18 protein-coding genes are annotated in these 20945 nt (G+C 75.1%); 13 read left to right on the top strand and 5 right to left on the bottom strand.

What is annotated here, in order from left to right; translation table 11 throughout:
* Positions 1-5 precede the first annotated feature (5 nt).
* From GD970_RS14350 to GD970_RS14335, 4 genes are all read left to right on the top strand, one after another.
* On the top strand, positions 6-1313 hold the full coding sequence (locus GD970_RS14350) for a molybdopterin molybdotransferase MoeA (RefSeq protein ID WP_152203580.1): 1308 nt from the start codon (positions 6-8) through the stop codon (positions 1311-1313).
* A gap of 20 nt (positions 1314-1333) precedes the next feature.
* Positions 1334-1804, top strand: coding sequence for a cyclic pyranopterin monophosphate synthase MoaC (gene moaC, locus GD970_RS14345; RefSeq protein ID WP_152203591.1), 471 nt, complete (start codon positions 1334-1336; stop codon positions 1802-1804).
* Between the two features lies 1 nt (position 1805).
* Entirely contained in the window at positions 1806-2468 is a 663-nt protein-coding gene (gene mobA, locus GD970_RS14340) for a molybdenum cofactor guanylyltransferase (RefSeq protein ID WP_226925359.1), read from the top strand.
* A gap of 145 nt (positions 2469-2613) precedes the next feature.
* Complete coding sequence (locus tag GD970_RS14335) at positions 2614-3210, top strand: class I SAM-dependent methyltransferase (protein ID WP_152203579.1); 597 nt, start codon at positions 2614-2616, stop codon at positions 3208-3210.
* Positions 3211-3230: 20 nt separating this feature from the next.
* Here GD970_RS14335 and GD970_RS14330 read toward each other — a convergent pair whose 3' ends face one another.
* The 3 genes from GD970_RS14330 to GD970_RS14320 are packed head-to-tail and all read right to left on the bottom strand — an operon-like array spanning position 3231 to position 5679.
* Positions 3231-3767 (bottom strand): MogA/MoaB family molybdenum cofactor biosynthesis protein, encoded by a 537-nt coding sequence (locus tag GD970_RS14330; RefSeq protein WP_152203578.1) that lies wholly within the window; start codon positions 3765-3767, stop codon positions 3231-3233.
* Positions 3764-4444: a response regulator gene (locus tag GD970_RS14325; protein ID WP_152203577.1), complete on the bottom strand. Its 681-nt coding sequence runs from the start codon at positions 4442-4444 to the stop codon at positions 3764-3766. Before GD970_RS14325 ends, GD970_RS14330 begins: the two co-directional genes overlap by 4 nt.
* Entirely contained in the window at positions 4441-5679 is a 1239-nt protein-coding gene (locus tag GD970_RS14320) for a sensor histidine kinase (RefSeq protein ID WP_170297290.1), read from the bottom strand. The genes GD970_RS14325 and GD970_RS14320 overlap by 4 nt, the downstream gene beginning before the upstream one ends.
* A 163-nt stretch (positions 5680-5842) precedes the next feature.
* Here GD970_RS14320 and GD970_RS21685 point away from each other — a divergent pair, with 163 nt between their 5' ends.
* From GD970_RS21685 to narI, 6 genes are all read left to right on the top strand, one after another.
* Positions 5843-6265 carry a hypothetical protein gene (locus GD970_RS21685; protein WP_170297291.1) on the top strand — a complete coding sequence of 141 codons (423 nt, stop codon included), beginning with the start codon at positions 5843-5845 and terminating at the stop codon, positions 6263-6265.
* A 527-nt stretch (positions 6266-6792) separates the two neighbouring features.
* Positions 6793-8049 carry an MFS transporter gene (locus GD970_RS14310; protein WP_226925358.1) on the top strand — a complete coding sequence of 419 codons (1257 nt, stop codon included), beginning with the start codon at positions 6793-6795 and terminating at the stop codon, positions 8047-8049.
* Positions 8050-8124: 75 nt separating this feature from the next.
* Complete coding sequence (locus GD970_RS14305; RefSeq protein WP_152203574.1) at positions 8125-11910, top strand: nitrate reductase subunit alpha; 3786 nt, start codon at positions 8125-8127, stop codon at positions 11908-11910.
* A complete protein-coding gene (gene narH, locus GD970_RS14300) occupies positions 11910-13691 on the top strand; it encodes a nitrate reductase subunit beta (protein WP_152203573.1) in 1782 nt (593 codons plus the stop codon). The genes GD970_RS14305 and narH overlap by 1 nt, the downstream gene beginning before the upstream one ends.
* Positions 13688-14386 carry a nitrate reductase molybdenum cofactor assembly chaperone gene (narJ, locus tag GD970_RS14295; protein WP_226925357.1) on the top strand — a complete coding sequence of 233 codons (699 nt, stop codon included), beginning with the start codon at positions 13688-13690 and terminating at the stop codon, positions 14384-14386. The genes narH and narJ overlap by 4 nt, the downstream gene beginning before the upstream one ends.
* Positions 14383-15159: a respiratory nitrate reductase subunit gamma gene (gene narI, locus GD970_RS14290; protein ID WP_152203572.1), complete on the top strand. Its 777-nt coding sequence runs from the start codon at positions 14383-14385 to the stop codon at positions 15157-15159. The genes narJ and narI overlap by 4 nt, the downstream gene beginning before the upstream one ends.
* Positions 15160-15184: 25 nt before the next feature.
* On the opposite strand, the gene GD970_RS14285 is transcribed toward narI, so the two are convergent.
* Positions 15185-16510 (bottom strand): ABC transporter permease, encoded by a 1326-nt coding sequence (locus GD970_RS14285; protein WP_152203571.1) that lies wholly within the window; start codon positions 16508-16510, stop codon positions 15185-15187.
* Entirely contained in the window at positions 16507-17304 is a 798-nt protein-coding gene (locus tag GD970_RS14280; protein ID WP_152203570.1) for an ABC transporter ATP-binding protein, read from the bottom strand. The genes GD970_RS14285 and GD970_RS14280 overlap by 4 nt, the downstream gene beginning before the upstream one ends.
* A gap of 219 nt (positions 17305-17523) precedes the next feature.
* Here GD970_RS14280 and GD970_RS14275 point away from each other — a divergent pair, with 219 nt between their 5' ends.
* From GD970_RS14275 to GD970_RS22605, 3 genes are all read left to right on the top strand, one after another.
* Positions 17524-17931: a TOBE domain-containing protein gene (locus tag GD970_RS14275; RefSeq protein WP_152203569.1), complete on the top strand. Its 408-nt coding sequence runs from the start codon at positions 17524-17526 to the stop codon at positions 17929-17931.
* The gene (gene modA, locus GD970_RS14270; protein WP_152203568.1) at positions 17931-18734 is read left to right on the top strand and encodes a molybdate ABC transporter substrate-binding protein; all 804 of its coding nucleotides are present in this window, start codon (positions 17931-17933) and stop codon (positions 18732-18734) included. Before GD970_RS14275 ends, modA begins: the two co-directional genes overlap by 1 nt.
* 80 nt (positions 18735-18814) lie before the next feature.
* On the top strand, positions 18815-20944 hold the full coding sequence (locus GD970_RS22605; RefSeq protein WP_152203567.1) for an ABC transporter permease: 2130 nt from the start codon (positions 18815-18817) through the stop codon (positions 20942-20944).
* The last annotated feature ends 1 nt before the right edge of the window (position 20945 follow it).

Raw genomic sequence — 20945 nt, 5'->3', positions numbered from 1 at the left:
GTCGCATGATCACCGTCGAGCAGCACCTGGAGCGCGTCCTCGCCGCCGTGCGACCGCTCGCCCCGCAGCGCCTGCCGCTCGACCAGGCCCACGGCTGCGTGCTCGCCGAGGAGGTCACCGCCCTCCTCGCCGTCCCGCCCTTCGACAACTCCGCGATGGACGGCTTCGCGGTCCGTGCCGCCGACGTCGCCGCGGCCGAGGACGGCGCACCGGTGCGGCTGCGCGTTGTCGGCGACGTGCCGGCCGGCTCCCCCGCCCGCCCGCCGGTCGAGCCCGGCACCGCGGTGCGGGTCATGACCGGCGCCCCGATCCCGCCCGGCGCCGACGCCGTCGTGCCCGTCGAGCACACCGACCAGGCGGCCGGTCCCGGGCAGGCGCTGCCCGCCGTCGTCGAGGTCCGCCGGCCCGCCGCGCCGGGCGCCCACCTGCGCGGAGCCGGGGAGGACGTCACCCCCGGCGCCGTCGTGCTGCGCGCGGGCACCCCGCTGCGCGCCCGCGACCTGTCCACCGCGGCGTCCGTGGGGCACGGCGCGCTGCTCGTCCACCCCCCGGTGCGCGTGGGGGTGCTCTCCACCGGCTCCGAGCTCGTCCCGCCCGGCCAGACCCCGGACGCCGGGCAGATCCCGGACTCCAACCACATCCTCGTCGCCGGCATGGTGCGCGAGGCCGGCGCCCTGCCGGTCCTGCTCGGCGCTGTGGCCGACGACGCCGCCGCCCTGCGCGCCCGCCTCGCCGAGAACCTGGGCCGGGTGGACGCGGTGGTGACCACCGGCGGGGTCAGCGCCGGCGCGTACGACGTCGTCAAGGAGGTCCTCGCCCCGCTCGGCGAGGTGGCCTTCGAGCAGGTGGCCATGCAGCCGGGCAAGCCGCAGGGCTTCGGCGTGCTGCGCGAGGGCGCGGACGGCCCCGCGAGCGGCGCCGGCCAGGGCGCACCGGACGGCCCCGCCGCGACCGAGGCGGGTGTGCCGATCTTCTGCCTGCCCGGCAACCCGGTCAGCGTCTTCGTCAGCTTCCAGGTGTTCGTGGCGCCCGCGCTGCGCCGCCTGCGCGCCCTGGTGGGCGACGCCGGCCCGCTCGCCGCGGCCGTCGCCGCCACCGGCTGGCGCTGCCCGCCGGGCCGCCGCCAGTACATGCCCGTGGTCGTCGACGGCACGGACGGCACCGGCGCCCTGCGGGTGCGCCCGGCCACCGCCGGCGGGTCCGGGTCCCACCTCGTCGCGTCCCTCGCCCTGGCCGACGCCCTCGCCGTCGTCGACGCCGAGGTGGACGCCGTGCGGGAGGGGGACGCCGTGCGCGTCATGATGGTCCCGTGACCAGCACCGACCGGCGCGAGCTGCGCCTGACCCACCTCGACGCGGCCGGCCACGCCCGGATGGTCGACGTCACCGGCAAGCAGCCCACCGTGCGCGAGGCCGTCGCCACGGGCGAGGTCCGCTGCAGCCCGACCGTCATGACGGCGCTGCGCGAGGGCACCGTGCCCAAGGGCGACGTGCTCGCCGTCGCGCGCATCGCGGGCATCGCCGCGGCGAAGAAGACCCCCGAGCTGCTGCCGCTCGCGCACACCATCGGCGTGCACGGCGCCGCCGTCGACCTCGAGCTCGCCGAGGACCGGGTGGTCATCACCGCCACCGTGCGCACCGCCGACCGCACCGGGGTGGAGATGGAGGCCCTGACCGCGGTCTCGGTGGCCGCCCTCGCCGTCGTCGACATGGTCAAGGGCGTGGACCGCTCGGCCGAGATCACCGGGGTGAAGGTGATCGCCAAGTCCGGCGGGCGCTCCGGCGACTGGCGCCGTCCGAGCTGACGTGAGCGCCGCGATGCCGTCTCCAGATGCCGACGCGAACGCCGCGACACCGTCCCCCGACGCCGACCCGAGCGCCCCGCTGCCCGCCTTCGACGCGATCGTCCTCGCCGGCGGCACCGCGAGCCGGCTCGACGGCGTGTCCAAGCCCGACGTCGAGCTCGCCGGGCGCCGGCTGCTCGACCACACCCTCGCGGCCACCGCGGGCGCGGGCCGGGTCGTCGTCGTCGCGCCGGAGTCGGTGGCGGTGCCCCACGGCGTCGTCCGCACCCTCGAGGACCCGCCACACGGCGGCCCGGTCGCCGGCCTCGCCGCCGGGCTGGCCGCGCTGGACGGGCACCCGGCCGGCGGCACCGGCACCGCGCCGTTGCTGCTCGTGCTCTCCTGCGACGTGCCCTTCGTCGCCGGCGCCGTCCCCCGCCTGCTCGCCGCCGCCGGCGAGGGGGCCGACGGCGCGTGCCTGCGCGACGCCTCGGGCTACCTGCAGTGGCTGGTCGCCGTCTACCGCACGGACGCGCTGCGCGGCCGGCTCGACGCCCTGGCGTCCGGGCGGCGCGGGTCGTCGGTGCGGGCCCTGGTCGCCCCGCTGCGCCTGGCGGCGGTCGCGGCGCGCGGCAAGGAGGCGGCGGACGTGGACACCTGGGCGGACCTCGACGCGCTCGACTGACCGAGAGCACGCCGGGCCCGCAGAACACACCTGGGCCCGGACGGCACACCGGGCCCCGCAAAGCGCGCCCGCGCGCCGGTGGGGCGCTGTACGGTCCGCTCATCGGCGTCCGCGTCCTTCCGGCGGCCACAGGAGGTCGACCGCGATGATGGGATACTCCCTCGCCTACCGGCTGGGGTTCACCCCCTGGGAGCACCACGGGAAGGTGACCCGTGCCCATGTCGAGGCCCTGCTGGAGCGCGAGGAGGCCGGACGCTCCCGCCCGCCCGGTCGCGCCCTCGACCTCGGCTGCGGCCGGGGCCAGTACACCCCCCGGCTCACGCGCCGGGGGTGGGAGGTCGTGGGGATCGACGTCGTCCCGCAGGCGGTCGAGGCCGCCCGGCGCCGGCGCCTCGCCCACGCCACGTTCGTGGTCGGCGACGTGACGAACCTGGTGCCCGGCGAGCTGGGCACCTTCGACTTCTTCCTCGACGTCGGCTGCTTCCAGGGCCTGAACGCCGAGCAGCGCCGGGCCGAGGGACGCGGGGTCTCAGCGCTCGCCAACCCCGGCGCGACGCTGCTCATGCTCGCGTTCGGGGCCACGCCGATCCGGTCGGTCGTCGGCGGCGTGAGCCGGGCGGAGGTCGAGGCCGCCTTCGAGGGCTGGGAGATGCTCTCGGTCGACCCCGCGGACACCACGGGGCTGGGGTGGCCGCTGACGCGGACCTCGCCGCGGTGGTACCGCCTCCGCCTGGCGGCCTAGCAATCAGCGCGCCGACGCCGTCAGGACGGCTCGTGCGCTCCGCCCCCGAGCTGGTCGAGGATGTGGTGGACCAGCGGGGCGAGGACGGCGACGGCGTCGCGCACCCCGCCGGGTGAGCCCGGGGCGTTGACCACCAGCGCCTCGCCGGCCCGCCCGGGCGCGATGCCGGCCAGCCCGCGCGAGAGCACCGCGGCGGGCACCGCGGCGGCCCCCCGGGCGCGGATCGCCTCGGCCAGGCCCGGCAGCTCGCGCCGCAGGAGCGGGCCGGTGCCCTCCGGGGTGAGGTCGCGCGGCCCGATGCCCGTCCCGCCGGTGGTGAGCACGACGCGCGCGCCGGCCGCGAGCGCCCGACGGATCGCCCGGCGCACGCTGTCGACCCCGTCCGGCACGACGACGACGTCCGCGCGCACGCCGACCTCGGCGAGCAGCGCGGCGGCGAGCGGGCCGGAGCGGTCCTCCGCCTCCCCGCGGGAGCACCGGTCCGAGACGGTGATCACCGCGCCGGGCACCGGCTCACCGGAGGCCGCGCCCGCCTGGCGCGCGTCGTTGCTGGTCACCCGCTCACCGTATCGGGGCGCCCGGTCGGGCCGCGGACCTCGCCGGTCACGCCGTGCCGGTGGGCGAGGAGCACCGCCTGCACACGGTCGCGCGCGTCGAGCTTGGCGAGGATGCTGCGCACGTGCGTCTTGACGGTAGCGAGCGAGACCACGAGGCGATCGGCGATCTCGGGGTTGGTGTGACCGGCGGCCATCAGCCCGAGGACCTCCCGCTCGCGGGGGCTGAGGGACTGCAGGTTTGCCGGCTCGGGCGCGGGCGCGCGCTCGAGGAACCGGTGGATCATCCGGGTCAGCACGGGCGCCGCCATCGGCGCCTCCCCGTCCACGGCCCGCTCGACGGCGGCCACCAGCTGCTGCGCCGATGCCTCTTTGAGGAGAAATCCCGACGCACCGACCGTCAGTGCGTCGTACACGTGCCGGTCGAGGTCGAACGTGGTGAGGATGACGACGCGGCAGGGCAGGCCGGCGTCGATGATGCGACGGGTGGCCTCGATACCGTCGGTCCCGGGCATGCGGACGTCCATGAGCACCACGTCGGGTCGCAGCTCGGTGGCCAGAGCGACTGCCTCCGCGCCGTCGGCCGCCTCCCCGACCACCTCGATCCCGCCGAGCTCGAGGATCAGCCGCAGCCCGTTGCGGATCATGGCCTGGTCGTCGGCCAGCAGCACGCGCGTCATCGCTCGGCCTCCGCGGGCGCCGGCAGCCAGGCGTCGACCTCGAAGCGGCCGTCGACCTGTCCGGCGTCGAGGGTGCCGCCCAGCAGGCGGGCGCGCTCCGCCATGCCGGGCAGGCCGTGCCCGGAGCCCGGGCGGGCCGCGGCCGCCGCGGGGTTCACCACCCGTACCCGCACGCCGGCGTCCGACCAGTCCACGGTCACGTCCACCCTCTCCCCAGCGGCGTGCTTGCCGGCGTTGGTGAGCCCCTCCTGGACGATGCGGTTCACCGCCAGCCAGTGCCGCGGGGTGTCGGTCCAGGGCTCGCCGGTGACGACGAGGCGGTTGGCGATTCCGAGCCGTCCCGCCCGGTCGACGAGCTCGGCCAGCCCGCGCTCGTCGGGGGCGACGGCCAGCTCACCGTCGCCCAGCAGGTCGAGGATCGCCCGTAGCTCGCGGCTGGCCCGGTGGGCGGTCTCCCGCACGGCCGCGACGGGCACGGCCGCCCGCTCGGGCGCGAGCTCGAGCGCCTGGGCGGCGGCCTCGGACTGGATGGACATGAGGGTCACCTCGTGGCCGACGACATCGTGCAGCTCCCGGACGATCCGGGCCCGTTCCTCCTCCACCGCGTCGCGGCGCGCCGTCTCACGCTCGGTCGCGATCCGCTCCTGCGCCTCGCGGTCCTGGGCGGCCAGCAGCCGGCCGACGCCGTAGCTGCCCAGCACGAGCAGCCAGAACCCGACGATGCCGAAGACCACCTCGCCGTCCGGGATGCGGAGCTCCACCGCCATCTGCTGGACGTCGAAGTCGAAGAGCAGATCGACCAGCCGGTTCTCCGCCTGCTCGATGGTCACGAAGCCGCACGCCCCGCTGAGCATCGCCCAGCCGCAGGCCAGCGCGCCGAGGCGCCCGTCCGGGCACCGGCGGCCCACGGAGAAGAAGAGCAGCACGGCGCAGGCGTACCCGAGGAGCAGGAACCCGTCGGTCGGCACCCACCACAGCGAGCTGCCCACGACCGCGGCGCCCACGGGGCGGGCGCGGCGCCAGGCCAGCGGGAGCACCGACACGACGGCGAGGACGACACCGAACCACGAGCTGTCCGGCCACCACAGGGAGCTGACGGGCCGGAACCAGATCATCTGCGCGAGGCCAACCAGGAGGAAGCCGGCCGTCAGCACCACGTCCGAGCGGCGCACCCCGCTCGGCAGCACCACGTCGGCGCGGCGCGCGCCGCTGCTGAGCCCGTCGTGGATCCGCACGTCGCGAGGGTAGGGCTTACCGGAGCCCCACGTCCTCAACCCTGGGGCTGAGCCGACATCCAGCCCTCGGCGCGATGCGGGCGGGGTCCGTGCCGTCCTAGCGTCACGACCGCTCGACCCCGCGTCGCCGGGACCGGACGGCGACCCCCACGACAGGAGCACCATGACCACAGCTACGACCACCTCGACCACGACCACGCGAAACACCGCGCTCACCATCGCGCGCGTGGTGGCCGGCGTGCACGGCGCACTCGGACTGGCCGGCGTCGCCTTCTTCACCCTCATCGCCCCCGAGGAGTCCGTCTGGGTGGGGCCTTGGCTCGACATCCCGGTGGTGGCCCTCCTGATCGCCGCCCCGCTCGTCAAGCTCGGGGTGGCCCTCCTGCCAGGGCTGCCCGCGCCCCGACGGATCGCTCTCGGCCTCCTCGCGTTCCCGATCGTGTCCGTGGTGACGGTGGTGAAGGTGATCGCCTACGACGAGCCGGAGAGCGGCCTCTTCCTGATCGTCGACGCCGTCCTGCTCCTCCTGCTGCTTCTCGCGCGTCGAGCCGACCGTCTACGGGTCGCACCGCTCCCGACGGCCTGAGCCCGGCGGCCCGGAAGAATTCCGGGAAATTGGAGCCGGTGCCACGTGTCGACGTTCTCGCACGGGGCAGAAGAATGCCGCGGCCGCCCTCACCGACAACGCCGGTGCCGCAGCCTCGGCCAAACGCCGGGCAGGCACGACTGGCGGACGCAAACAATCCGCAAAGCGGCATGTTCCCACAGGCTCGCACCGGCCGCACCTCGAAGCGAGATGGGCGTCACGTCAACGGTTGACGATCCCTTGCGCGCCGCCGCAGCACCCCCTCCCCGGCCCCGGTGAGAACGGGAGAAGCAGGAAAGAAATCCGAGACAAACCCGCATTTAAACGTTCAACGAAAGGAGGCTGTCACGTAATCGAGAGGATCCCGAGAATTGGGACCACCCCCTGGTCGAAACAACGGGCGAGGCCGTGCATAATGACGGCCACGGCCTCCGGGTCGCGCGATTTGTCTGACCGACCAGGGAGCACTCGATGCCCGTCGTCACCGCCACCAGACACCACCCCCACACCGCCGCGGGGGCGGCATCGTGAGCGCCGGGCAGCCGGGCGGCGTCCCGGGCGCACGGCCCGGGACGGCGGGGGCCGCCGCCCCGACCGGCGCCCCCACGGCCCAGGGCCGGCCCGGCCTCATGCTGACGCTGGCCACCCTGGGCTTCCTCCTCAACTTCTGGGCGTGGTCGCTCATCGGCCCCCTGGGGCCGACCTACCGCGAGGAGCTCGCGCTCACGCCGGTCGAGCTCTCGGTGGCCGTCGCCGTGCCGGTCATCGTCGGCTCCCTCGGCCGCATCCCGATCGGCGCGCTCACCGACCGCTACGGCGCCCGGGTCATGTTCCCGGTCGTGAGCCTGGTGACGATCCTCCCGGTGCTCTTCGTCGGCCTCGTGGCCAGCAACTTCGCCATGCTCGTCGTCGGCGGGTTCTTCCTCGGGGTCGGCGGCACCGCCTTCGCCGTCGGCGTCCCGTTCGTCAACGCCTGGTTCGCCCCGGCGCGGCGCGGCACCGCGCTGGGCATCTTCGGCATGGGCACCGCGGGCACCGCGGTCGCCGCCTTCACCACCGTGGCGATCGCCGAGCAGTTCGGCCGCCCCGCCCCGTTCATCCTCGTCGCCGTGCTGCTGGCGCTCTACGCCGTCGTCGCCTGGACCGTGCTGCGCGACGCCGCGGGCCGCGCCGCTCCCACCGGCTCCCTCGCCGCCCGCACGTGGGCCACGGTGAAGATCCCGGCCACCGGCCAGCTCGCCCTCATCTACGCCCTGGGCTTCGGCGGGTTCGTCGCGTTCAGCGTGTACCTGCCCACCTACCTCACCACCGACTTCGGTCTGACCCGCGGCGACGCCTCGCTGCGCACCGCCGGGTTCGTCGTCCTCGCCGTGGTCGCCCGCCCGGTCGGCGGGTGGCTCTCGGACCGCTGGCACCCGGTGCCGGTGCTCACCCTGTGCTTCACCGTCGCCGGCGCCGCGGCGGTCCTCGCCGCGCTCCGGCTCCAGCTGCTGCCGGCCGGGACGGTCGCCTTCCTCGTGCTCGCCGCCACCCTGGGCGCGGCGTCGGGCGCGTGCTTCGCGCTGGTGGCCAAGGTGGCCCCGGCGGACAAGGTCGGCTCGGTCACCGGCATCGTCGGCGCCGCCGGCGGCCTCGGCGGGTTCTTCCCGCCGCTGGTCATGGGCGCCGTCTACAGCGCCACCGGCCACTACACCATCGGCTTCATCCTCCTCGCGGTCTCGGCCTTCGCCGTCGCCGCCTTCACCTGGGGCCCGGTGCGCCGCGCCTCCCGGCGCGGCGCCTGAGGGCCCGCCCGGCCACCACGGCCACCGCGCCCCGCCCCCGCCACCCGCCAGACCCCCCCGTACGGAAGGACCACCATGACGGTCACCAGCCCCCGGGAGAGCGCCCCCGAGGACGCCCTGCTCAAGCTCGGCACGTTCCTGCGCCGCGGCGAGGCCTCCCCGGACCTGCGCCAGCTCTTCCTCGAGGGCGGGCGCGAGGGCGACACGTTCTACCGGGACCGGTGGAGCCACGACAAGGTCGTGCGCTCGACCCACGGGGTGAACTGCACGGGCTCGTGCTCGTGGAAGGTCTACGTCAAGGACGGGATCATCACCTGGGAGACCCAGCAGACCGACTACCCCTCGGTGGGCCCGGACTCCCCCGAGTACGAGCCCCGGGGCTGCCCGCGCGGGGCGGCGTTCTCCTGGTACACCTACTCCCCCACCCGGGTGCGCTACCCGTACGTGCGCGCCGCGCTGCTCAACCTCTACCGCGAGGCCAAGGCACGCCTGTCCGACCCGGTCGAGGCGTGGGCCGACGTCGTCGAGGACCCCGAGCGGGCCCGGCGGTACAAGGCGGCGCGCGGCAAGGGCGGCCTGGTGCGCGCCACCTGGGACGAGGTCGAGGAGATGATGGCGGCCGCCCACGTCTACACCACCCAGCAGTACGGCCCCGACCGGCTCGCCGGCTTCACCCCGATCCCGGCCATGTCGCAGGTCTCCTACGGCGCCGGGTCGCGGTTCTACTCGCTCATGGGCGGCCACATGCTGTCCTTCTACGACTGGTACGCCGACCTGCCGGTGGCCTCCCCGCAGGTCTTCGGCGACCAGACCGACGTGCCGGAGTCCGCCGACTGGTTCAACGCCGGGTACCTCATCATGTGGGGCTCGAACATCCCGGTCACCCGCACCCCGGACGCCCACTTCATGACCGAGGCCCGCTACCGGGGGCAGAAGGTCGTGGGCATCTCCCCCGACTACGCCGACAACACCAAGTTCGCCGACGAGTGGCTCGCCGTCCACCCGGGCACCGACGGGGCGCTGGCCATGGCGATGGGCCACGTCATCCTGACCGAGTTCCACGTCCGCGACCGCACCCCGCGCTTCCTCGACTACATGAAGCGCTACACCGACGCCCCCTTCCTCGTCAGCCTCGAGGCCCGCGACGACGCCTACGTGCCCGGCAAGTTCCTCACCGCCGCGGACTTCGCCGGCGACGCCGAGCACGCCGCCCTGGCCGACGGCGAGAGCCCGGCCTTCCGCACCGTCCTGCTCGACGGCGACGGCACGCCCGTCGTGCCCAACGGCACCCTGGGCGACCGCTTCGGCGAGGCCGGCGCCGGGCGGTGGAACCTCGACCTGGGCGGCACCGACCCCGTCCTCACGCTCGCCGACCTGCCCGGCGGCGAGGCGGTGGCGGTGGACCTGCCGCGCTTCGACCTGCCCCCCACCGAGGCGTCCGGCGAGGTCGGCGCGCACGCCGGCGGCGCCGGGGTGATCCGGCGCGGGGTGCCGGTGCGGCGGGTGGCCGGCCGGCTGGTCACCACCGTCTACGACCTGCTCCTGGCCCAGTACGGCGTGGCCCGCCCGGGCCTGCCCGGCACGTGGCCCACCGGCTACGAGGACGCCACCAGCCCCGGCACCCCGGCCTGGCAGGAGGAGCTGACGAACGTCCCCGCCGCCGCGGCCATCCGCGTCGGGCGCGAGTTCGCCGACAACGCCGTGCGCTCGGGCGGGCGGTCGATGATCGTCATGGGCGCCGGCGTCAACCACTACTTCCACGCCGACGCCATCTACCGGGCCATGCTCGCGCTGACCACGATGACCGGCTGCCAGGGCGTCAACGGCGGCGGCTGGGCGCACTACGTGGGCCAGGAGAAGGTCCGGCCCATCACCGGCTTCCAGCAGTACGCCTTCGCCCTGGACTGGCAGCGCCCGCCGCGGCAGATGACGGCGACGTCGTTCTGGTACCTCGCCACCGACCAGTGGCGCTACGACGGCATGCCCGCCAACACCCTCGCCTCCCCGCTGGCCAAGGGCGCCTTCGCGGGCCGGACGACGGCCGACACCCTCGTCGAGGCGGTCAGGCGCGGCTGGACGCCGAGCTTCCCCACCTTCAACCGCAACCCGCTGCTCATCACCCAGGAGGCCGCCCAGGCGGGCAAGGAGGTCGCCGACCACGTGGTCGACGAGCTCAAGGCCGGGACCCTGCGCTACGCCGTCGAGGACCCCGACGCCCCGGAGAACTTCCCCCGGGTGCTCACCGTGTGGCGCTCGAACCTGCTGGGCTCCTCGGCCAAGGGCGACGAGTACTTCCTCAAGCACCTGCTCGGCACCGAGGCCGCGGTGCGGGCCGTGGAGAACCCGCCCGGGCGGCGCCCACGGGACATGGTCTGGCGGGAGGAGGCCCCCGAGGGCAAGCTCGACCTGCTCACCACCATCGACTTCCGGATGACGTCGACCACCCTGTTCTCCGACATCGTCCTGCCCGCGGCCACGTGGTACGAGAAGTACGACCTCAACACCACGGACATGCACCCGTTCATCCACGCGTTCACCCCGGCCATCAACCCGCCGTGGCAGACCCGCTCGGACTTCACCATCTTCCAGGGGCTGGCCGCCCGGGTCGCCGCGCTCAGCGCCGGGCACCTGGGGGTGCACCGCGACGTCGTCGCCGTCCCGCTGGCCCACGACACCCCCGACGAGCTGACCACCCCGCACGGGTCGGTCGCCGCCATGGACGAGCTGCCGATGACGCCGGGGGTGACCATGCCCAAGCTCGTCGTCATCGAGCGGGACTACCCGAACCTGGCGGCGAAGTTCAACGCGATGGGCCCGCTGACGGACACGCTCGGGATGATGACCAAGGGGGTGAAGTTCGACCCCGCCGAGGAGGTCCAGGCCCTGGGCGAGAAGAACGGGCGGGCCGCCTCCGGGATCGCCGCCGGCCGGCCGCTGCTGGACAAGGACACCAAGGCCTGCGAGATGATCCTCGCCCTGTCCGGCACCACCAACGGGCGCCTGGCCACCCAGGGCTTCGAGCACCTCGAGAAGCGCACCGGCACCACGCTCGCGGACCTGGCCCGCGACCACGCCGGCACCCGCATCACCTTCGCCGACACCCAGTCCCGCCCACAGCCCGTGGTGACCTCCCCGGAGTGGTCCGGCTCCGAGCACGGCGGACGGCGCTACTCCGCCTTCGTCGTCAACGTCGAGCGGCTCAAGCCCTGGCACACCCTGACCGGGCGTCAGCACTTCTTCCTCGACCACGACTGGATGAGCGAGATCGGCGAGAACCTGCCGGTGTTCCGTCCGCCGCTGGACATGCACCGCCTCTTCGGCGACGCCGTCCCCGGGGCCACCGGCGCGGCCGCGGCGGCCGGCGCCGGCGTGGGCGGCGGGGCGGCGGCGGCCTCGGAGCACGCGCAGGTCGCGGTGCGCTACCTGACGCCGCACTCGAAGTGGTCCATCCACTCCGAGTACCAGGACAACCTGCTCATGCTCTCCCTCTCCCGCGGCGGGCCGACCATCTGGATGTCGCCGCAGGACGCCGGGAAGATCGGCGTGAAGGACAACGAGTGGATCGAGGCGTACAACCGCAACGGCGTCGTCGTCGCCCGCGCGATCGTCTCCCACCGCATGCCCGAGGGCACGGTGTACATGCACCACGCCCAGGACCGGGTCATCGACGTCCCCCGCACCGAGACCTCCGGCCTGCGCGGCGGCATCCACAACTCCCTCACCCGGGTGCTGCTCAAGCCGAGCCACCTCATCGGCGGGTACGCGCAGCTGAGCTACGCGTTCAACTACATCGGCCCGACCGGCAACCAGCGCGACGAGGTGACGGTCATCCGGCGCCGCTCCCAGGAGGTGCAGTACTGATGAAGGTCATGGCCCAGATGTCCATGGTGATGAACCTGGACAAGTGCATCGGGTGCCACACCTGCTCGGTGACCTGCAAGCAGGCGTGGACCAACCGCACCGGCATGGAGTACGTCTGGTTCAACAACGTCGAGACCCGCCCCGGGCTGGGCTACCCGCGCACGTACGAGGACCAGGACCGCTGGGGCGGGGGCTGGGTGCGCACGAAGCGCGGCAAGCTCAAGCTGCGGGCCGGCGGGCGGGCGAAGAAGCTCGCGACGATCTTCTCCAACCCCAAGATGCCCACCCTCCAGGACTACTACGAACCCTGGACCTACGAGTACGACCAGCTGCTCTCCGCCCCGGCCGACTCCCGGCACACCCCCGTCGCCCGGCCCAAGTCCCTGCTCACCGGCGAGCCGACGACGATCCAGTGGTCGGCGAACTGGGACGACAACCTCGGCGGGTCGAAGGAGATCGCCGTCGGGGACCCGGTGCTCAAGCACATGAACGAGCACGTGGCCATGGAGTTCGAGAAGACCTTCATGTTCTACCTGCCGCGCATCTGCGAGCACTGCCTCAACCCCTCGTGCGTGGCCTCGTGCCCCTCCGGCGCGATGTACAAGCGGGCCGAGGACGGCATCGTGCTCGTCGACCAGGAGCAGTGCCGCGGCTGGCGCATGTGCGTGACCGGCTGCCCGTACAAGAAGGTCTACTTCAACCACAAGACCGGCAAGGCCGAGAAGTGCACCCTGTGCTACCCGCGCATCGAGGTCGGGCTGCCCACCGTGTGCTCGGAGACCTGCGTGGGCCGGCTGCGCTACCTCGGCCTGGTCCTCTACGACGCCGACCGGGTCGGCGCGGCCGCCGCCGTCGAGGACGAGCACGAGCTGCTCGCCGCGCAGCGCTCGGTCTTCCTCGACCCCTTCGACCCCGACGTCATCGCCGCCGCCGAGCGCGACGGCATCCCCTCCGACTGGATCGACGCCGCCCAGGCCAGCCCGATCTGGCGGTTGATCAGCGAGTACGAGGTGGCGCTGCCGCTGCACCCGGAGTACCGGACGCTGCCGATGGTCTGGTACATCCCGCCGCTGAGCCCGGTGGTCGACGTCGTCGCCGCCTCGGGAAACGACGGCGAGGACCACAAGACCCTCCTGACGGCAATCTCGACCATGCGCATCCCGCTGGAGTACCTCGCCGGGCTGTTCACCGCCGGGGACACCGCACCGGTGGAAAAGGTGCTGCGGCGCCTGGCGGCGATGCGCTCGTACATGCGCGACCTCAACCTGGGCGAGCACCCGCGCGAGGAGATCGCCGCGGCGGTGGGCATGACGGGCCAGGGCATCGAGGAGATGTACCGCCTCCTGGCGATCGCCAAGTACGAGGAGCGCTACGTCATCCCCACCGCGCACACCGAGGTGGCGCAGGGCCTGGAGGAGATGGCCTGCTCGCTGGACTTCGAGGGCGGGCCGGGCATGGGCGGCAACGGCCCGTTCGGGTCCTCGTCGGGCCCGCTGGAGCCGGCCAGCGTGGAGACCTTCCACGCCCTGAAGGCGCGGCAGACGGCGGACTCACCGCACGCGCCGTCGACCCCGGGCCGGGTCAACCTGCTCAACTGGGACGGCCGGGGCAGCACCACCGGGCTCTTCCCGCCGGGCTCGGGCACCGCCGCCGAGCCGGCCAGCCTCGAGGCCACCGGCGCGGAGGCCGCGCCGGGCACGTTCCGCGAGGACCCGCACCCCGGTGGCCGGCCGGGCGTCGCCACCGGCGACGAGCGGCCCATCGGGGAGGAGCCGCGGTGAGCGCCGTCATCCGGGTGCCCGCCCTCGCCCCGCTGCGCCCGGTCAGGGTCACCGAGCGCGAGCGGGCGCTGGCCGCCATGGCCGCCTCGGTGCTGCTCGACTACCCCGGCCCCGAGCAGCCGGCCCGGGTGCGCGCGGTGCGCGACGGCGTCGCCCGCCTGCCCGAGCCGGTGCGCGACCGCCTGGTCGCCTTCGCCGACCACGCCCTGGCCGCCGACCCGCAGGACCTCGCCCGCGCCTACGTCGACACCTTCGACACCAAGCGCAAGTGCTCGATGTACCTGTCGTACTTCCTCACCGGCGATACCCGCCGGCGCGGCACCGCGCTGGTCCGGTTCGTCGAGGCCTACCGGGCCGCCGGGTGGGAGGTGGGGCGGTCCGAGCTGCCGGACTTCCTGCCGATCGTGCTGGAGTTCCTCGCCGTCGGGGACGCCGAGCTGGGCACGGCCCTGCTCGCCGCCCACCGCGAGGGCCTGGAGGTGCTGCGGGCGGCGCTGACCCAGCTGGGCAGCCCGTGGGCCGCCGTCGTCGAGGCGGTGTGCCTGGTGCTGCCCCGGCCCAGCCCCGACCTCGAGGACCGGCTGCTGCAGCTGATCACCGCTGGGCCGCCCACCGAGATGGTGGGGCTCAGCGCGCTGGGACCGTTGGAACCGTTCGCCCCGCAGGGGGCCGCACACGCGGAGGTCAGGGCATGAGCGCCGGCAACATCCTGTTGTGGGTGGTGTTCCCGTACGTGTCGATGGCGGTGTTCGTCGTCGGCACGATCTGGCGCTACCGCTACGACAAGTTCGGCTGGACCACGCGGTCCTCGGAGCTGTACGAGAAGACGATCCTGCGCCTGGGCTCGCCGCTGTTCCACTTCGGCATCCTCTTCGTCGCGCTCGGGCACTTCATGGGCCTGCTCATCCCCGAGTCCTGGACGGAGGCGGTGGGCTTCCGGCAGGAGGCCTACCACTTCATCGCCACCTACATGGGCTCGGTGGCCGGGGTGGCCACGGTCGTGGGCCTGGCCATCCTCATCTACCGCCGGCGCACCACCGGCCCGGTGTTCCTGGCCACCACGCGGGTCGACAAGCTCATGTACGTCCTGCTCGCCCTGCCCATCCTGCTGGGGCTGTGGGCGACGGTGCAGACCCAGCTGCTCGGCGGCGCGCACGGGTACGACTACCGGCAGACGATCTCGCCGTGGCTGCGCTCGCTGTTCTACCTCCAGCCGCAGGCCCAGCTCATGACCGACGTGCCGCTGCCGTTCAAGCTGCACGTCACGGCCGCGTTCCTGCTGTTCCTCGCCTGGCCGTTCACCCGGCTCGTGCACGCCTTCTCCGCGCCGCTGCCCTACGCCACCCGGCCGTACATCGTCTACCGCTCCCGGGAGGCCGGGGCCGGGGCCCGGCCCTCGCGGCGCGGGTGGGAGGCGTCGGCGGCGCCGCAGGGCCGGCGCGAGCGCCCCACCAGCACCCGCACCTAGCGATCCGAGCCGACGCCCCGGCGGCTCACGTGCGCGCCGCGCCGCCGGGCGCCAGGACCGCCCCCACCACCGGGCGGGTGCCCAGCAGCGCCAGGCGCACCAGGCCCACCCCGGCCGCGAGGCAGGCGAGGAGCACCGCGACCGACAGCGGCGCCATGACCAGGGCCAGGCCGACCAGCGGCAGGACGAGCGCGGCGGCCACCCCGGCGGAGCCCAGCGCCACGGTGAGCAGCGGGACCATGACGGCGCGGGTGCGGGCCGCCTCGAGGGTCTTCCGGGGCATGCCCAGCCTGTCGAGGCTGACGTAGAGGTCGGCCCGGTCGAGCACGGAGGCGGCCTGGTTGACGCCCACCGAGCAGGCCACGGTGAGGAACGAGGCGACGAGGGTGATGAGGATGCCCGTGCGGATGTCCTGCGCGAGGTACATCTCCGGCCCCGACGTCGGCTCCTGGCCGGCCATCATCGCCATCCCGGTGCCGGCGAAGACCGCGACGAAGCTCGTCATCGCCACGCCGCCGACCTGCCGCCAGGCGGCCTTCGGGGCGTCGAGCACCTGCCGGGCGGCGATGAGCCGCTCGGCCGTCCGGGCGCGGCGCAGCTGGGACCGGGCGACGACCCCCACCGCCCAGGGGCCGACGAGGTTGAGCACGCCGAGGCCGGCGGCGAACGCGCCGAGGATGACCGCCACGGCCACGGCGACCTCGCGGAAGCTGGACTGCAGCGCGACGACGGCGGCCACGACCACGATCGCGGCGACGACGGCGCGGCGGCCGCGCACCCGGTCGGCGCTCTGGCGGGTGCGCACGCCGAGCGGTGAGATCACCACCCGGCGCAGGCCGACGGCGGCGCTGACGGCGCCGAGGACCGTCACCGTCGCCACGGCGGCCAGCACGGCCAGGGGCGGCAGCCAATAGGCGGCGCCGATCGCCTCGCCGCGGAACGGGATCTGCTGCACCGCCGGGCCGAGCAGGAGGTAGCCCAGCACGCCGGCCACCGCCCCGCCGAGCGCCAGGACCGCCGACTCGGCGACCGTCATCGCGGCGACGGTCGCCGGCGTGGCCCCGAGCAGGCGGAGGGTGGCGAGGCGGTCGTCGCGCCGCCGGGCCGAGAGGCGGGCCGCGGACCCGCCCAGGGTGAGCAGGGGCAGCACGAGGAGGATCACCGCCAGGGCGGCCAGGGACTGGTAGAAGGTCGCCATCTCGTCGTGCCAGCGCAGGAAGGACACGGCGCCGGCGAGCACGGTCAGCAGCAGCGTGGTGGTGGCGGCGAAGGCCGCGACGGGCAGCGCCACCGTGCCGCGGGCGGCGGAGCCGCGACGCGTGAGCAGCCACAGCAGGCGCACGGTGGTCACCGGGCACCCCCGGCGTGCTCGGCGACGACGCGTCCGTCGCGCAGCCGCACCACGCGGGTGCACCGGGCGGCCACGCCCTCGTCGTGGGTCACGACGACGAGCGTGCGGCCGGTGCCGGTGGTGGCGCCCAGGAGGAGGTCCATGACCTCGGCCGAGGTGGCGGAGTCCAGCGCCCCGGTGGGCTCGTCGGCGAAGGTCACCGGCGCCCCGGTGACCTGGGCGCGGGCGATGGCGACGCGCTGGGCCTGGCCGCCGGAGAGCTGGCCGATGCGCCGGTGCTCCATGCCCGCCAGCCCGAGGGCGTGCAGCCAGCCGACGGCCGCGTGCTCCGCCGCCGGGCGGGCGACGCCGCCGAGCATGAGGGCGACGGCGACGTTCTCCAGCGCCGTGAGCTCGGGCAGCAGCAGCCCCTCCTGGAAGACGAAGCCGAACTGCTCGCGGCGCAGCCGGGAGCGGCCCGCCTCGTTGAGGCCGCTGACCATCACCTCGCCGGCGGCCGTGGCGAGGCCGACCTCGCCGCCGTCGGGCCGGACGATCCCGGCGAGGCAGTGCAGCAGGGTGGTCTTGCCGGACCCGGAGGCCCCCATGATGGCCACCGACTCCCCGGCCCGGACGGTCAGGTCGACCCCGGCGAGGGCGGTCGTGGTCCCGTAGGTCTTGGTCAGGCCCCGGGCGGTGAGGACGGGGGTGCCGGCGGGCGTCGGGGCGGTGGGCGCCGGCGCGGCGGGCGCCGCGGCGGCGGCACGGGTCTCCCCCAGGGTGCCGGCGGACGGGACGGGCGGGTGCTGGCTCATGCCCTCGATCCTCCGCGCCGCACCCGGCCCGCAGCATCGGGCACCGGAATGAATCCGTGCGCCTGGTGTCAGCCCCCGGACTGACCCGCCGGTCGCCCTCGCGTCGCACGGCGCCCGGGCGGCACCGTCGCGCGGCGTCACCAACAGCGGCCGGGAGACTCCGCACGCGCGGAACAACGACCTAGATATCGCCGCACGTGCGACGTTAAGGTCAGCACCATGCCGCACTACCGCATCAGCGAGGCCGCCGCGCTGCTGGGTGTCAGCGACGACACCGTCCGCCGCTGGGTCGACGACGGCCGGCTCGAGGCGTCGGTGGACGCCGCCGGCCGCAAGGTGGTCGACGGCGCCGATCTCGCCCGCCACGCCCAGGAGCTGCACGCGGCCCCGCCGGCCGGGCCGGACGACCGGGTCGGGCGCTCGGCCCGCAACCGGTTCACCGGGCTCGTCACGCGCGTCGTCGCCGACAAGGTGATGGCGCAGGTCGAGCTGCAGTGCGGGCCGTACCGGGTCGTCTCGCTCATCAGCCGGGAGGCCGCGGAGGAGCTCGGCCTCGAGCCCGGCTCGCTGGCTACCGCCGTCGTGAAGGCCACGACGGTGATCATCGAGACCCCGAGGGCCGTCTGATGCGTCGGCCCCGCGCGCTCGTGCTGCTTCCCGCCGTCGCGGCGCTCGCGCTCGCCGCGTGCGGCAGCTCGGGCGGTGAGGCCCCCAGCCCCGCGGGCGCGGCGGGCACCGCCTCCTCGGGGCAGGGCCCGCGCGGGGAGCTCACGGTCTTCGCCGCGGCCTCGCTGCACGAGGCCTTCGAGGAGCTCGGCCACCAGGTCGAGGCCGACCATCCCGGGGTCACCGTCAGCTTCTCGTTCGCCGGCTCCTCGGACCTCGTCTCGCAGGTCCTCGCCGGCGCGCCGGCCGACGTCCTCGCCACCGCCAACGAGGCGACCATGCGGCAGGCCGTCGACGGCGGCGCCGTCGCCGGCGAGCCGGTCGTGTTCGCCGAGAACGTCCTCACGCTGGTGGTCCCGCCCGGCAACCCGGCCGTGGTGACCGGCCTGGACGCCAGCCTCGACCGGGCCAAGCTCGTCGTGTGCGCCCCGCAGGTGCCGTGCGGGGCGGCGACGGCCGAGCTGGCCCGGCTCGAGGGCGTCCAGCTGCACCCGGTCAGCGAGGAGTCCTCGGTCACCGACGTGCTGGGCAAGGTCAGCTCGGGCCAGGCCGACGCCGGCCTCGTCTACACCACCGACGCGACCGGGGCCGGCCAGGCCGTGCAGGTCGTGAACGTGCCCGGCGCCGACCAGGTCGTCAACCGCTACCCGGTGGCGGCCCTCGCCGAGAGCCGTCACCCCGAGCTGGCCCGCCTGTGGGTCGACACCCTCACCGGCGACGCCGGCCGCACGGTCCTCGCGGACGCCGGGTTCCGGCTGCCGTGAGCGGGCCCGCAGCTCCTCGCGGAGGCCGTGTCCCTCGGGGCCGGCCGCGCGCCGCGGTCCCGGCCGGCCTGCCCCGGTGGGTGGCCGCGCCGGCCGCCGTCGCCGTCCTCCTCCTCGCCGTGCCGGTGCTCGGGATGCTGCTGCGGGTGCCGTGGGCACGGTTCCCCGCGCTGCTCGCGACCGAGGCCTCGGTGGACGCGCTGCTGCTCAGCCTGCGCACGTCGCTGGCGGCGACGGCGCTGTGCGTGCTGCTGGGGGTCCCGCTGGCCCTCGTGCTGGCCCGCACCCGCTGGCCCGGGCAGCGGGTGGTGCGCACGCTGGTCCTGCTGCCGCTCGTGCTGCCGCCGGTGGTCTCCGGCCTGGCGCTGCTGACCACCCTCGGCCGCCGCGGGCTGCTCGGGGCACGGCTCGAGGCGCTCGGCATCGACGTCGCCTTCACGACGGCGGCGGTGGTCCTCGCCCAGACCTTCGTCTCCCTGCCCTTCCTCGTGCTCTCGCTCGAGGGCGCGGTGCGCACGGCCGGGCACCGCTACGAGGACGTCGCCGCCACGCTGGGCGCCCGGCCCACGACGGTGCTGCGCCGGGTGACCCTGCCGCTGCTGCTGCCCGCCCTCGGCTCCGGCACGGCGCTGGCCTTCGCCCGCTCGCTCGGGGAGTTCGGCGCCACGCTGACCTTCGCCGGCTCCCTGCAGGGGGTCACGCGCACCCTGCCGCTGGAGATCTACCTCCAGCGCGAGACCGACCCCGACGCCGCGCTGGCCCTGTCGGTGGTGCTCATCGCCGTCGCCGCGGTGATCGTGCTCGCGACGCAGCGCGGGCGGCGCCGGAGCCCGGGGGCCGGCGGCCCCGGGGCAGCCGGTGAGCCGGACGATGCCGCCTCCGCACCATCCCCCACCGGCGTTGACCGCCGATCGGCGCCCGGGCAGGCCGCTGCCGGAGCCGGTCCGGGCGTAACGGTGAGCTTTCGTCAGGCATGGCCTGACGAAAGCTCACCACAGCGCGCGCCCGTGGCCGAGGAGAGGTCCGCGCCGGCCCGCCGGGCGCCCGTGGCCGAGGAGAGGCCCGCGGCGGCCCGCCGGGCGCTCGCCGCCACGGGGATGCCCGCCGCCGCCCGCCGGCCTGCAGGCGGCGGAGAGCCGGCCCCCGGCGCCTCGATCATGGTGCATGCGAGCGTGCCGGAGCGCGGCGTCGACCTCGACGTCGAGCTGCCCGGCGGCCAGGTGGTCGCCGTGCTGGGCCCGAACGGCGCCGGGAAGTCCACCCTCCTCGGCCTGCTCTCCGGCCTCGTCCGCCCGGGCGCGGGCACGGTGCGCATCGGCGCGCGCACCGTGGCCGACGACGCCACCTGGGTGCCGCCGCACGCCCGGCGCGCGGCGCTGCTCGCCCAGGAGCCGCTGCTGCTGCCCCATCTCGACGCGCTCGGCAACGTCGCCTTCGGTCCCCGCGCCGGCGGCGTCCCGCGGGCGAGCGCCGACCGCCTGGCCCGTGAGCGCCTCGCCCAGGTCGGCGCGGAGGCGCTGGCCGGGCGCCGCCCGCACCAGCTCTCGGGCGGTCAGGCCCAGCGGGTGGCCCTGGCCCGCGCCCTCGCCCCCGAGCCGGACGTGCTCCTGCTCGACGAGCCGCTCTCCGCCCTCGACGTCTCCGCCGCGGTCGCGATGCGCCAGGTGCTGCGCACCCTGCTGCGCGGGTCGGGCCGCACGGCGGTGCTCGTCACCCACGACCTGCTCGACGTGCTCGCCGTGGCCGACGCCGTCGTCGTCCTCGACGGCGGCCGGGTCGTCGAGCAGGGCCCCGCGCTGGAGGTGCTCACCCGCCCGCGCTCGGCCTTCGCCGCCCGGCTCGCCGGCGTCAACCTCGTCCTCGGCGGGCTGGCGCCGGAGGGCGATGCGGTGGTGACGGGCTCTCTCGCCCTGCACGGCCTCGTCGACCCCGCGTGCCAGGCCGGCGAGCAGGTGGCGGCCACCTTCAGCCCGCGTGCCGTCAGCGTGCACCGGACCCCGCCGGGCGGCAGCCCGCGCAACGTCGTCGGCGTGACCGTCACCGGGCTGGAGCACCTGGGCGAGCTCGTGCGGGTGCGCGCGACGACGGCGGACGGGCACTCCCTGGCGGCCGACATCACCCCCGCCGCCGTCGCCGAGCTCAGCCTGCAGCACGGCGCGACGGTGCTGTTCAGCGTCAAGGCCGCCGAGGTGACGATCTTCCCGGCCTGAG

Origin of the sequence: Georgenia thermotolerans (assembly GCF_009193185.1) — a bacterium.
In the GTDB taxonomy this organism is placed as follows: Bacteria; Actinomycetota; Actinomycetes; order Actinomycetales; family Actinomycetaceae; genus Georgenia; species Georgenia thermotolerans.
The sequence above is the reverse complement of the archived record's forward strand: the minus strand, read 5'-3'. Positions and strand labels throughout refer to the sequence as shown.

Coding starts and splice junctions, on each gene's coding strand:
- GD970_RS14325 (WP_152203577.1), bottom strand. CDS start 4,444: ATGACGCGCGTGCTGCTGGCCGACGACCAGGCCATGATCCGCAACGGG.
- GD970_RS14335 (WP_152203579.1), top strand. CDS start 2,614: ATGATGGGATACTCCCTCGCCTACCGGCTGGGGTTCACCCCCTGGGAG.
- GD970_RS14280 (WP_152203570.1), bottom strand. CDS start 17,304: ATGAGCCAGCACCCGCCCGTCCCGTCCGCCGGCACCCTGGGGGAGACC.
- narH (WP_152203573.1), top strand. CDS start 11,910: ATGAAGGTCATGGCCCAGATGTCCATGGTGATGAACCTGGACAAGTGC.
- GD970_RS21685 (WP_170297291.1), top strand. CDS start 5,843: ATGACCACAGCTACGACCACCTCGACCACGACCACGCGAAACACCGCG.
- modA (WP_152203568.1), top strand. CDS start 17,931: ATGCGTCGGCCCCGCGCGCTCGTGCTGCTTCCCGCCGTCGCGGCGCTC.
- narI (WP_152203572.1), top strand. CDS start 14,383: ATGAGCGCCGGCAACATCCTGTTGTGGGTGGTGTTCCCGTACGTGTCG.
- GD970_RS14275 (WP_152203569.1), top strand. CDS start 17,524: ATGCCGCACTACCGCATCAGCGAGGCCGCCGCGCTGCTGGGTGTCAGC.
- GD970_RS14350 (WP_152203580.1), top strand. CDS start 6: ATGATCACCGTCGAGCAGCACCTGGAGCGCGTCCTCGCCGCCGTGCGA.
- GD970_RS14305 (WP_152203574.1), top strand. CDS start 8,125: ATGACGGTCACCAGCCCCCGGGAGAGCGCCCCCGAGGACGCCCTGCTC.